Consider the following 12,477-nt stretch of genomic DNA (forward strand, 5'->3'; position numbering starts at 1 on the left):
CGGCGGGAGCGGGCGTCCACGCGGAGCGCCGGCAGCGGTGGCAGCGCCGCGGGCGGGTGGGGAGGGTCCCGCCGTCGGCGGTCCGGTCCGCCGGGCCGCGGTGGGCTATGCGTTCCCTCCCGGGAGGTCGCGGGCGGTGGCGGGGCGCGCGGCGCGGGCGCGCGCCGCGCGCCATTCGGGGGCGAGGACCGCCCAGACCTCCAGGTCGTGGCGTACGCCGTGGTGCAGGTGGGCTTCGCGGCGCACGCCGTCCCGGGTCATGCCCAGCCGGCGGGCGACGTCGAGGCTCGGCACGTTCCCGGAGGCGGCGACCCACTCGACCCGGTGGATGCCGCGCTCCTCGACCGCCCAGTCGATGAGCACCCGCATCGCGCGGGTGACGAGCCCGTGCCCGGTACCGGCGGGCTCCAGCCAGCAGCCGACCTCGCAGGTGCCCCGTTCGGCGTCGAACTCCAGCGTCAGCACGCCGCCGAGCAGCCTGCCGTCCCGCCACAGCCCGTGCACGTGGGCGGTGTCGGCGGCGCGCAGGTCCGCGTAGCGCTGGAGTGCCGCGCGCGCGGAGGCGGCGTCGGTGGTCTGGGAGCCGAAGGGGACGTACCGGTTGATGAACTCCCGGCCCCGTTCCAGATGGGCCAGGAACTCCTCGGCGTGCCAGGGTTCCAGCGGACGCAGTTCGGCTCCGTCGTCACCCAGCGATATCGCGTACATCCGGCTGCGGCTCCTTCTCCAGTGCCTCCACGACGTCCGTGAGCTTCTCATGCGCGGCACGGCATTCGGGCGGCTCGATGCTGATCCGCGGCAGGAGCCGGTCCAGTCGGCGCGGCAGCCACCAGTTGGCGCCGCCGAGCAGGTGCATCAGGGCGGGGACGAGCAGGGTGCGCAGGACGAAGGCGTCCAGGGCGACGGCCGCGGCCAGCGCGATGCCGAACATCGCGATCACGCGGTCGCCGCTGAGGACGAAGGCGAGGAAGACGGAGATCATGATGACCGCGGCGGAGTTGATGACCCGGCTGGTCTCGGCGAGGCCGACCCGGACGGCGCGCCGGTTGTCGCCGGTCTCCAGCCACTCCTCGTACATCCGGCTGACCAGGAAGACCTGGTAGTCCATGGAGAGTCCGAAGAGGACCGACACCATGATCACGGGAAGGAAGGGCTCGATCGGCCCCGCGCGGCCCAGGCCGAGCAGTTCGGTGCCCCATCCCCACTGGAAGATCGCTACGACGATGCCGAAGGCCGCGGCGACGGCGGCGACGTTCATGGCGGCGGCCTTCAGCGGGATGCCCACGGACCGGAAGGCGAGCAGCAGCAGTACGCAGCCCAGTCCGATCACGACGCCGACGAACAGCGGAAGTTTACCGACGATGACCTGGGCGAAGTCGTCGTACGCGGCCGTCATGCCGCCGACGTGGACGTCGAGGGAGGTGCCGTCCTCGGCGCGCGGCAGCACGTCGGTGCGCAGCCGGTCTACGAGGTCGCTGGTCTGCTGCGACTGCGGGGAGGAGTCGGGCACCAGGCTGAGGTACGCGGTCGTGCCACCCGAGTTGTAGGTCACCGGGGTGACCGAGGCGACTCCGTCGGTGGCGCGCAGCGTGGTGTCGAGGTTGTCCAGGGCCAGCCGGTCCTGGGCTCCGTCGACCTTGGTGACGAGGGTGAGGGGCCCGTTGACACCGGGGCCGAAGCCGTCGGCGAGGAGGTCGTAGGCCTGCCGTGTGGTGGAGGTCTTGGGGTCGTTGCCCTGGTCGGAGGTGCCCAGGTGCAGGGAGAACGTGGGCAGCGCCAGCAGGGCGATGACGCCGAGGGCCAGGCCGCCGAGCAGCTTGGGGTGCCGCTCCACGAAGGCCGACCAGCGGGCGGCCAGCCCCGTCGGCAGCTCCGGCTGGGGCCCGTGCTCGGCCAGCCGGCGCCGCTCGCGCCTGCTGAGCGCCCGCATGCCGATGAGCGACAGCAGCGCCGGCAGCAGGGTGACGGAGGCGGCGACGGTGAGCACCACGGTCAGCGACGCGGCCACGGCGACGCCGTTGAGGAAGCTGAGCCGCAGGATCAGCATGCCGAGCAGCGCGATGCAGACGGTCGCACCCGCGAAGACGACGGCCCGTCCGGTGGTCGCGACGGCGTTGGACGCGGCCTCGGGGACGCTCAGTCCGCGTTTCAGGCCGCGCCGGTGCCGGGTGACGATGAACAGCGCGTAGTCGATGCCGACGCCGAGCCCGATCAGCATGCCGAGCATGGGCGCGAAGTCGGCCACGGTCATGGCGTGGCCGAGCAGCGCGATCCCGGCGTAGGCGGTGCCGACGCCGACCAGCGCGGTGGCGATGGGAAGCAGTGAGGCGGCGAGCGAGCCGAAGGCGAGGAACAGCACGACGGCGGCGACGACCACCCCGACGACCTCGGCGAGGTGGCCGCCGGAGGACTGGGTGAGCGCGATGGCGCTGCCGCCGAGTTCCACCTGGAGTCCGTCGCTCGAGGCGGCCTGGGCGGTGTCGACGACGGCCCGGGCTTGGGCCGGGGTGATGTTCTCGGCGGAGTTCTCGAAGGTCACCGTGGCGTACGCGGTGTGCCCGTCCGCGCTGATGCGGCCGCCGTCCTGGCCGTCGTAGGGGCCGGACACGGACGCCACCCCGGGGAGGTCGTCGATCCGGTCCAGGGTGTGGGCCATGGTCTGCTCGACGTCGGCGTCCCGTACGGTGCCGGAGTCGGTGTGCCAGACGACGGTGTCGCTGTCACCCCCGACCCCGGGGAACCCCTGTTCGAGCAGCTGGGTGGCGCGGCCGGACTCGGTGCCGGGCACCGCGTAGTCGTTGCTGTACGCGGTGCCGGTGGCGACGGCGGCCGCGCTGACTCCGCCGAGGGCGAGAAGCCAGAGCAGGATCACGATGAGGCGGCGTTCGACACACCAGCGCGCAAGGGCTGCCAAGAACTTGCTCCCAGTCACTTCGTGGATCTTTGATCGGGAACAGTCGTTCATGAGATGAACAGCCCGCAAAGAACACATGAGCAATCTGCGGAACACTCTTACAGGCAGAAATGATCGTTTGTCTGTTTCGTGGGCTTATTCACAGGAGTGGGAGAGAACTCGCAGACGATCAGATGCATTGCGTCACGTCAGTCAGGTGATCTCCGTGCCGCCGGACCGGCCGACCGGAGCCGCTCGCGCCGCCGCGGCGGCCTCAGTCGAACTGGTCCCCGAGCGCCATCACCGCCGTGCCCGCGATCAGCAGCCACAACGCGCGCCGGGTACGGCCGCGGGCGCCGAGCGCGGAGGCGCCCGCGCACACCAGGGCTCCGGCCGCGTAGGCGACGGGGACGAGTGCCGGAGCGGAGCCGGAGAGCCGGAGCAGTGCGGCGCCCAGTCCGGCGACGGCGAGTACGGCACCGGTCCCCACCGCGGCCCAGCGGGCCCGGCGCGCCTCGGAAACCTCCGGGTCGGCTTCCTCGTAGGTCTCCGGGTCGGCTCCCTCGTGGGGCTCCGCGCCGGTTCGGTGTTCGGCGGCGGCGCCGGGAGCGGCACCGTCCGGACCGGCGGCCCCGATGGCCCGACCAGCCCCTGTGGCCCCATCGGCCACGAAGGCTCCGGTGGCCTCGGGGGCTCCGGTGGCCCCGGGGGGCTGGGGCTCGACCGTCTCCCCCGCCTCCTTCGCCTCACGCGTCTCTCCGGCCTCTGCCGTCTCCGCCGCCTCCGCCGTTCGGGCCGTCTCCGGTATCTCGGGATCACCGCGTCCGCTCATGGCGGGCGAGCGTACCGTCTCGCGCCGGGCCGGCCGGGGTGGACCCGCCGCGCCGCGCGACACGGACCGCGAAAGGGGGACGCACCGGGCACGGCGCGTCCCCCTCGCACGGGTCCGGTGGGCTCAGCCGTCGGCGACGCCCAGCTTCTCCAGGATCAGCTCCTTGACGCGGGCGGCGTCGGCCTGGCCGCGGGTCGCCTTCATGACCGCGCCGACCAGGGCACCGGCCGCGGCCACCTTGCCGCCGCGGATCTTGTCGGCGACGCCCGGGTTGCCGGCGATCGCCTCGTCGACGGCGGCACCCAGGGCACCCTCGTCGGAGACGACCTTCAGGCCCCGCTTGTCGACGACCTCGTCCGGGGTGCCCTCGCCCGCGAGCACACCCTCGATGACCTGCCGGGCCAGCTTGTCGTTCAGGTCGCCGGAGTTCACCAGCTCGGTCACCCGGGCGACCTGCGCCGGGGTGATGGCCAGCCCGTCCAGCGCGGTGCCGGACTCGTTGGCGCTGCGGGCCAGCTCACCCATCCACCACTTGCGGGCGGAGGCGGCGTCGGCGCCGGCGTCGATCGTGGCGACGATCGGCTCCAGGGCGCCGGCGTTCAGGATGGCCTGCATGTCGGTGGCGGAGACACCCCACTCCTCGCGGAGCCGGCTGCGGCGCACCAGCGGCAGTTCGGGCAGACCGGCACGCAGCTCCTCCACCCACTCGCGGGACGGCGCCACCGGGACCAGGTCGGGCTCGGGGAAGTAGCGGTAGTCCTCCGCCTCCTCCTTGGTGCGGCCCGAGGTGGTGCTGCCGGTGTCCTCGTGGAAGTGGCGGGTCTCCTGGACGATCGAGCCGCCGCCGCCGAGCACGGCGGCGTGCCGCTGGATCTCGAAGCGCACGGCGCGCTCCACCGACCTCAGCGAGTTGACGTTCTTCGTCTCCGAGCGGGTGCCGAAGGTCTCGGTGCCCGTCGGCATCAGCGACAGGTTCACGTCGCAGCGCATCTGGCCCACCTCCATGCGGGCCTCGGAGACGCCGAGCGCGCGGATCAGCTCACGCAGCTCGCGGACGTACGCCTTCGCCACCTCGGGGGCGCGGTGACCGGCGCCGACGATCGGCTTGGTGACGATCTCGATCAGCGGGATGCCCGCGCGGTTGTAGTCGAGCAGCGAGTGGGACGCGCCGTGGATGCGGCCGGTGGCACCGCCGACGTGCGTCGACTTGCCGGTGTCCTCCTCCATGTGGGCGCGTTCGATGTCCACGCGGAAGACCTCGCCGTCCTCCAGCTGCACGTCGAGGTGGCCGTCGAAGGCGATCGGCTCGTCGTACTGGGAGGTCTGGAAGTTCTTCGGCATGTCCGGATAGAAGTAGTTCTTCCGGGCGAAGCGGCACCATTCGGCGATCCCGCAGTTCAGCGCGAGGCCGATCTTGACGGCGGACTCGACGCCGGTCGCGTTGACGACGGGGAGCGCACCGGGCAGGCCGAGGCAGACCGGGCAGGTCTGGCTGTTGGCGTCCGCGCCGAGGGCGGTCGAGCAGCCGCAGAACATCTTGGTCCTGGTGCCGAGTTCGACATGGACCTCGAGGCCCATGACGGGGTCGTACGACGCGAGCGCGTCCTCGTACGACACCAGGTCGGTCGTGGTGGTCACGGTGTAACTTCCCTCTCAGCCCAGCAGGACGTCGTCGTCGCCCAGCCGCTTCAGCTCGCGGTACAGGATGGCGAGGCCGGTGGCGATGGCGGCGGCGGAGACGGTGGCGTCGATGAGCCGCAGCGTGTCGTTCTCCAGGCGCGCCTTCTTGATCTGCCTGACGACGCTCACCGCGCCGAACGCGGTGGTGGCCATCGACAGGTACGTGCCGGACTTGGACTTCTTGAAGCCCTTGGCCTTGGACAGTGCCTTGCTCACAGCGACGGAGCCTCCTCCAGGAGCGGGTGCCCCCACTTTTCCACGAAGGCGGCCTCGACCGCGGCGCCCACCTTGTACAGGCGGTCGTCCTTGAGCGCCGGAGCGATGATCTGCAGGCCGACCGGGAGGTTGTCCTCCGGGGCGAGGCCGCAGGGCAGGGACATGGCCGCGTTGCCCGCCAGGTTGGTCGGGATGGTGCACAGGTCCGCGAGGTACATCGCCATCGGGTCGTCGGCGCGCTCGCCGATCGGGAAGGCGGTGGTCGGGGTCGTCGGCGAGACGATCACGTCGACCTGCTCGAAGGCCTTCTCGAAGTCGCGCGTGATGAGCGTGCGGACCTTCTGCGCGGACCCGTAGTAGGCGTCGTAGTAGCCGCTCGACAGGGCGTACGTGCCGAGCATGACGCGCCGCTTGACCTCGGGGCCGAAGCCCGCCTCGCGGGTGAGGGAGGTGACCTCCTCGGCGGAGTGCCCGCCGTCGTCGCCGGTGCGCCGGCCGTAGCGCAGGCCGTCGAAGCGCGCGAGGTTGGAGGAGCACTCGGAGGGCGCGATCAGGTAGTACGCCGACAGGGCCAGGTCGAAGGACGGGCAGTCCAGTTCGACGATCTCGGCGCCGAGTTCCTTCAGCAGCGCCACCGACTCGTCGAACCGCTGCACCACGCCGGCCTGGTAGCCCTCGCCGCGGAACTGCTTGACCACGCCGACGCGCATGCCGCGCACGCTGCCGTTGCGGGCGGCCTCGACGACCGGCGGCACCGGCGCGTCGACGGAGGTGGAGTCCATCGGGTCGTGCCCGGCGATCACCTCGTGCAGCAGGGCCGCGTCCAGGACCGTGCGGGCGCAGGGGCCGCCCTGGTCGAGGGAGGACGAGAAGGCGACCATGCCGTAGCGGGAGACTCCGCCGTAGGTGGGCTTGACGCCGACGGTGCCGGTGACGGCGGCCGGCTGGCGGATGGAACCGCCGGTGTCGGTGCCGATGGCGAGCGGGGCCTCGAAGGCGGCGAGCGCGGCGGAGGAGCCGCCGCCGGAGCCGCCGGGGATCCTGGTGAGGTCCCACGGGTTCCCGGTCGGGCCGTAGGCGCTGTTCTCGGTGGAGGACCCCATGGCGAACTCGTCCATGTTGGTCTTGCCGAGGATGACGACGCCGGCGGCCTTCAGCCGGCTGGTGACGGTCGCGTCGTACGGCGGGATCCAGCCCTCGAGGATCTTCGAACCGACGGTCGTGGGCACGCCCTCGGTGGTGAAGATGTCCTTCAGCGCCAGCGGCACGCCGGCCAGCGGTCCGAGCTTCTCGCCGCGGGCGCGCTTGTCGTCCACGGCGCGGGCCTGCGCCAGGGCGCCCTCGCGGTCGATGTGCAGGAAGGCGTGCACCTTCTCGTCCACCGCCTCGATGCGGGCCAGGTGCGCCTCGGTGACCTCGACGGCGGTGAGCTCGCCGGAGGCGATCTTCGCGGCGATCTCGGCCGCGGTCAGCTTGATGATGTCCGTCATGACGGTCTCAGTCCTCCCCCAGGATCTGCGGCACCTTGAAACGCTGCTGCTCCTGGGCCGGGGCGCCGGAGAGCGCCTGCTCGGGGGTGAGCGAGGGACGGACCTCGTCCGGCCGCATGACGTTCGTCAGCGGGAGCGGGTGCGAGGTCGGCGGTACGTCTTGGTCGGCGACCTCGCTGACGCGGGCCACCGCGCCGATGATGTCGTCGAGCTGGCCTGCGAAGTGGTCGAGCTCTTCGGGCTTCAGCTCCAGACGCGCCAGCCGGGCGAGGTGGGCGACCTCCTCGCGCGTGATGCCAGGCATGCAGCGATCCTCTGGGGTGAGTGTGCGGTTTGGGGCCTAGGGCCTGCCGTCGCTCCCCCGTCGACCGCCGGGAGGGCGGGCCGTGCGGTGTCCGGTGCACGCGCCGCGGGGCGCCGGAGCGGCCGGTGGCGGAGCCACGCGGCCGGATCGGCGACGCCGGCGGTCGCGCGTGCCGGGTGTCGCACGGCAGGCGGGAGGGTGACGACAGGTCCTCATCCTATGGGGCGCCGGGCGATGGCCGTGAAACGGTTTCCCGGTCGGGCCGAGCGGTGGTCCGCCGGTCCCGTCCCGCGGCGCTCCCGGGCAGCGCCCTCGCGCGTCGCCGGGGTCCGCCTCCGGGAGGTCGGTTCACTCGTCGGTGGCGGCGGCCGGCAGGGCCGCGGCCGGGCGCACCCACCCCCGCGATCCGCGGGCCCGCAGCCACGCGGTGGTCTCGTCCGCCGGCATGGCCGCCGCGACCAGCCAGCCCTGCACGGCGTCGCAGCGCAGGTCGCGCAGCCGCTCCCAGGTCTCGTCGTCCTCGACGCCCTCGGCGACCACCAGCAGGCCGAGCGAGTGGGCGAGGTCCACGGTGCAGCGGACGATCGCGGCGTCCTCGGCGTCCACGGCGAGCCGGGCCACGAAGGAGCGGTCGATCTTCAGTTCGCTGACCGGCAGGCGGCGCAGGTGCACCAGGGAGGAGTAGCCGGTGCCGAAGTCGTCCAGGGACATCTTCACGCCGTGGCCGGTGAGCCCGGCGAGGGTGTCGGCGGCGCGCTGCGGGTCCTCCAGCAGGACGTGTTCGGTGATCTCCAGTTGGAGCGCCCCGGCGGGCACGCCGTGGCGGGCCAGGCGGGCGGCGACGGAGCCGGCGAAACCGGGGGTGTGCACGTCGCGCGGGGAGACGTTGACGGCGACGGGGACGAACAGGCCCTGGGAGCGCCACGCGGCGACCTGGCCGAGGGCGGTGTCGAGTACGTACTCGGTCAGGTAGGGCATCAGTCCGGAGGACTCGGCGATCGCTATGAACTCGTCCGGCGGCACCCTGCCGCGCTCCGGGTGCACCCAGCGGACCAGCGCCTCCAGTCCGGCGACCTGGCCGTCGAAGCGGACCTTGGGCTGGTAGTGGAGCTGCACCTCGTGCGCGTCGAGCGCGCGGCGCAGGTCGCCGAGGAGGCCGAGCCGGTCGGGGGTGTTGGAGTCCCGTTTGGACTCGTAGACCTCGACGCCGGTCCGGTCCCGTTTCGCCTGGTACATGGCCACGTCGGCGCGGCGCAGCAGCCCCTCGGCGTCCAGGGCGTGGTCGGGGAAGACGGCGACTCCGGCGCTGGCCTCCAGGACGAGGGTGAGCCCGTCCAGGTCGAGCGGGGAGCTGAGGGCGGCCACCAGGCCGCGGGCGACGCGGATCGCGGAGGTGATGGAGTCCGCGACCGGCAGTAAGACGGCGAACTCGTCACCGCCGAGCCGTGCGGCCTCCGCTCCGCGCGGCAGGGCGAGGCGGAGCCGGTCTGCTATCTGGAGCAGCAGCCGGTCGCCGGCGAGGTGGCCGAGGGTGTCGTTGACCGAGCGGAAGCGGTCGAGGTCGATCAGCATGAGCGCGGCGCGGGCGTCGATGCGCTCGGCGTCGTCCAGGGCCGTCCAGATGCGCTCCAGCAGCCACTGCCGGTTGGGCAGCCCGGTCAGCGGATCGCGCAGTTGCTCCTCCGCCCGGGCGCGGGCTATCCACAGGGTGGAGTCGAGGGCGATGAGCGGGATGGAGAACAGCGGCAGCAGGATCGGCTCGGCCGCGGCGACCGCGCAGACCAGCGGCGCGATGCCGAGCAGCGCGACCGCGACCAGGCCCTGCCTGACCAGGGCGGTGCGGGCGACGGTGGGCAGGCCGCCGGAGCGGGGCGCGTGCAGGTACCACAGCAGGGTGCGGCTGACGATCAGGTAGGCGGCGGCGACCAGGACCACTTCGGGGGCGGTGTAGACCGTCCAGCTTCCGGGGTACCAGGGGTCCTCGACGGACGGTACGGCGCCGAAGACGGCCAGGACGAGGGCGCCGGCGCCGATCCCGAGGATGTCGACCGCGCCGTGCAGCACGCCCTGCCGCCAGCGGTGCCGGCGGGCCACGCCGACCAGGACGACGACGGTGAGGCTGACCATGCCGGCGGGCACCCAGCCGTACAGCAGCAGCACGGCGAGGGTGAGGGCGGCGCCGGAGCCGGTGCCGCCCCACCAGCGGGCGCGTCCGAGCATCACCAGGTGGCCGACGATGATGCCGGTCAGCAGGGCCAGCGACCAGCCGACCGTGCCGCCGGGGAAGAGGGCGTGGCTGCCGGAGAAGGCGTGGTAGAAACCGGCGCCCAGGACGAAGGCGGCCGCCGCGACCGTCGAGGCGGGCAGGGTGGGCCAGGACAGGTGGCGCTCGGCTTCGGTGCCGGGGAGCCCGGAGGGGTGGGCGGGGGCGGGCGCGGCCGGGCGGAGCCCGACCGGTGTGCCGGTCTCCTGTTCCCCGCCGCCGTGCCAGGCACGCGCCACCCACTGTCCGGCCCGCCAGGCGCCCGCCCTGATACGGACGGGCAGCCGTGCGTCCGGGGCGACGCTCTCGGTCGGTTCCATTCCCGTCCCTCTCACAGCCGGCGGTGCCCACGCACACGGCCCCTTGCCCGGACAGTCCTGAGCGGCTCCGCGGTGGGACACCACGGCCCCCGTTCCTCAGAGGCCCGTCAAGAACAAGGGGATGCCCCGACCGCAGCTGGGCGCGGCCGGCGCACCTCTCAACAGTAGGCCGCAGAAGGCTTCCACGGGCAGCGGTCGTCGACGGTTGCCCGAATACGCACCGGCCACCCGTATGCATCCGCTATGCGCTGATCGGGTGGCTTTCATCCGCTATTCCTCGGCGGGGAGTGCGGCGCCGGCGGCCGCCTCCGCGCCTAGTTCCAGCAGCACGCCGAAGCCGTCCTCGTTCAGGACGGGCACCTTCAACTGCATTGCTTTGTCATATTTTGAACCGGGGTTGTCACCCACAACGACGAACGACGTCTTCTTCGAGACCGATCCGGTCACCTTTGCGCCGCGGCTCTGCAGGGCCTCCTTCGCCCCGTCCCGGGTGAAGTGCTCGAGAGTGCCCGTGACGACGACGGTGAGTCCCTCCAGCGGGCGGGGCCCCTCGTCCTCCCCGCCGCCCTCCTCCTCCGTACGGACGCCGGCCTCCCGCCACTTGCGGAGGATCTCCTGGTGCCATTCCTCGGCGAACCACTCCTTGAGGGAGGCGGCGATGATCGGCCCGACGCCTTCGGTGGCGGCCAACTCCTCCTCGTCCGCCTCCTCGATCCGCGCGATGGAGCGGAACTCGCGGGCCAGCGCCTCGGCGGCGACCGGGCCGACGTGCCGGATCGACAGACCGGTCAGTACGCGGGCGAGCGGACGCTCCTTGGCCGCCCGGATGTTCTCCAACATGGCGACGGCGTTCTTCCTGGGCTCGCCCTGCTGGTTGGCGAAGACCGTCGCGATCTTCTCCTCACCGGTCTTCGGATCGCGCTTGGGCAGCCCGCTGTCCTGGTCCAGGACGTACGCCTTGATGGGCAGCAACTGCTCGACGGTCAGGTCGAACAGGTCGCCCTCGTCCCGCAGCGGCGGTTCCTCGGGCTCCAGCGGCTTGGTGAGGGCGGCCGCCGCGACGTACCCGAAGTGCTCGATGTCCAGCGCCTTGCGGCCCGCGAGGTAGAACAGGCGTTCACGCAGCTGGGCGGGGCAGGTTCTGGCGTTCGGGCAGCGCAGGTCGACGTCGCCCTCCTTCATGGGCCGCAGCGGTGTCCCGCACTCGGGGCACTCCGCCGGCATCACGAACTCCCGCTCGCTGCCGTCGCGCAGGTCGGCGACCGGGCCGAGGATCTCCGGGATGACGTCGCCGGCCTTGCGCAGCACGACCGTGTCGCCGATGAGGACGCCCTTGGCGCGGACCACGTCCTGGTTGTGCAGGGTGGCGAACTCGACCTCCGAGCCGGCCACCGTGACCGGCTCCACCTGCGCGTAGGGGGTGACCCGACCGGTGCGGCCCACACCCACGCGGATGTTGACGAGCTTGGTGTTGACCTCCTCGGGCGCGTACTTGTAGGCGATCGCCCAGCGCGGGGCCCGGGAGGTGGAGCCGAGCCGCCCCTGGAGCGGGATCTCGTCCAGTTTGACGACCACCCCGTCGATCTCGTGCGCCACCGAGTGCCGGTTCTCGCCGTAGTGGGCGATGAACGCCCGTACTCCGTCCAGGTCGTCCACCACCCGGTTGTACGGCGAGGTGGGCAGCCCCCAGGTCTCGAGGAGGTCGTACGCCTCGGAGAGGCGGGCGGGGCCGGAGTAGCCCTCCAGCGCGCCGATGCCGTGGACCACCATGTGCAGCGGAAGCGTCGCGGTGACCCTGGGGTCCTTCTGGCGCAGCGAACCGGACGCGGAGTTGCGCGGGTTGGCGTAGGGCTTCTCGCCGGCCCCGACCCGGCGCGCGTTGAGGTCCTGGAAGGCCTCCATCGGGAAGTAGACCTCGCCGCGGATCTCCACCAGGTCCGGCACCCGGTCGCCCTTCAGCCGGTGCGGGATCTCACCGATGGTCATGACGTTGGGCGTGATGTCCTCGCCGATCCGCCCGGTGCCCCGGGTGGCGGCGCGCACCAGCCGGCCGTGCTCATACGTCAGGTTGACCGCCAGGCCGTCGACCTTGAGCTCGCACAGGAAGTGGTGGTCGGAGCTGCCCACGTCCCTGTGCACGCGCTCGGCCCAAGCGGCGAGCCCCTCGTCGTCGAAGGCGTTGTCCAGGGAGAGCATGCGCTCGCGGTGCTCGACCTCGGCGAGGTCGGTCTCGAACTCGACCGCCACCTTCTGGGTCGGCGAGTCCGGGGTGCGCAGCTCCGGGTACTCCTCCTCCAGCTCCTCCAGGGACCGCAGCAACCGGTCGAACTCCGCGTCGCTGACGACGGGGGCGTCCTTCACGTAGTACCGGAAGCGGTGCTCCTCGACCTGCTCCGCCAGCCGCGCGTGCTTCTCCCGCGCCTCGGCGGGCACCGCCGTCGTCTCCGCCTGCTTGTCGCCGGCCACGTGTTTCCTCCCG

At 72.3% G+C, this 12,477-nt stretch carries 9 protein-coding genes; all 9 read right to left on the minus strand.

The features are described from left to right. Positions 1–105: 105 nt before the first annotated feature. A complete protein-coding gene (locus ACL02U_RS14305) occupies positions 106–708 on the minus strand; it encodes a GNAT family N-acetyltransferase (RefSeq protein WP_412791173.1) in 603 nt (200 codons plus the stop codon). Then, positions 686–2,914: an MMPL family transporter gene (locus ACL02U_RS14310; protein WP_412791174.1), complete on the minus strand. Its 2,229-nt coding sequence runs from the start codon at positions 2,912–2,914 to the stop codon at positions 686–688. The genes ACL02U_RS14305 and ACL02U_RS14310 overlap by 23 nt, the downstream gene beginning before the upstream one ends. Positions 2,915–3,167: 253 nt before the next feature. After that, positions 3,168–3,530, minus strand: a complete 363-nt coding sequence (locus ACL02U_RS14315) for a hypothetical protein (protein WP_412791241.1) — start codon at positions 3,528–3,530, stop codon at positions 3,168–3,170. A gap of 318 nt (positions 3,531–3,848) precedes the next feature. After that, positions 3,849–5,363: an Asp-tRNA(Asn)/Glu-tRNA(Gln) amidotransferase subunit GatB gene (gene gatB / locus ACL02U_RS14320; RefSeq protein ID WP_412791175.1), complete on the minus strand. Its 1,515-nt coding sequence runs from the start codon at positions 5,361–5,363 to the stop codon at positions 3,849–3,851. 15 nt (positions 5,364–5,378) lie between these two features. Then, positions 5,379–5,621, minus strand: coding sequence for a hypothetical protein (locus tag ACL02U_RS14325; protein WP_412791176.1), 243 nt, complete (start codon positions 5,619–5,621; stop codon positions 5,379–5,381). After that, the gene (gene gatA / locus ACL02U_RS14330) at positions 5,618–7,111 is read right to left on the minus strand and encodes an Asp-tRNA(Asn)/Glu-tRNA(Gln) amidotransferase subunit GatA (RefSeq protein WP_412791177.1); all 1,494 of its coding nucleotides are present in this window, start codon (positions 7,109–7,111) and stop codon (positions 5,618–5,620) included. Before gatA ends, ACL02U_RS14325 begins: the two co-directional genes overlap by 4 nt. A gap of 7 nt (positions 7,112–7,118) precedes the next feature. Beyond that, complete coding sequence (gene gatC, locus ACL02U_RS14335; RefSeq protein ID WP_031117542.1) at positions 7,119–7,415, minus strand: Asp-tRNA(Asn)/Glu-tRNA(Gln) amidotransferase subunit GatC; 297 nt, start codon at positions 7,413–7,415, stop codon at positions 7,119–7,121. A 348-nt stretch (positions 7,416–7,763) separates the two neighbouring features. Beyond that, positions 7,764–9,998 carry a putative bifunctional diguanylate cyclase/phosphodiesterase gene (locus ACL02U_RS14340; RefSeq protein ID WP_412791178.1) on the minus strand — a complete coding sequence of 745 codons (2,235 nt, stop codon included), beginning with the start codon at positions 9,996–9,998 and terminating at the stop codon, positions 7,764–7,766. A gap of 270 nt (positions 9,999–10,268) precedes the next feature. Continuing rightward, entirely contained in the window at positions 10,269–12,464 is a 2,196-nt protein-coding gene (ligA, locus tag ACL02U_RS14345) for an NAD-dependent DNA ligase LigA (RefSeq protein WP_412791179.1), read from the minus strand. Positions 12,465–12,477 lie beyond the last annotated feature (13 nt).

The sequence above is a fragment of the Streptomyces sp. MS06 genome (assembly GCF_047200655.1).
GTDB lineage: Bacteria > Actinomycetota > Actinomycetes > Streptomycetales > Streptomycetaceae > Streptomyces.

Coding starts and splice junctions, on each gene's coding strand:
- ACL02U_RS14305 (WP_412791173.1), bottom strand. CDS start 708: ATGTACGCGATATCGCTGGGTGACGACGGAGCCGAACTGCGTCCGCTG.
- gatC (WP_031117542.1), bottom strand. CDS start 7,415: ATGCCTGGCATCACGCGCGAGGAGGTCGCCCACCTCGCCCGGCTGGCG.
- ACL02U_RS14340 (WP_412791178.1), bottom strand. CDS start 9,998: ATGGAACCGACCGAGAGCGTCGCCCCGGACGCACGGCTGCCCGTCCGT.
- gatA (WP_412791177.1), bottom strand. CDS start 7,111: ATGACGGACATCATCAAGCTGACCGCGGCCGAGATCGCCGCGAAGATC.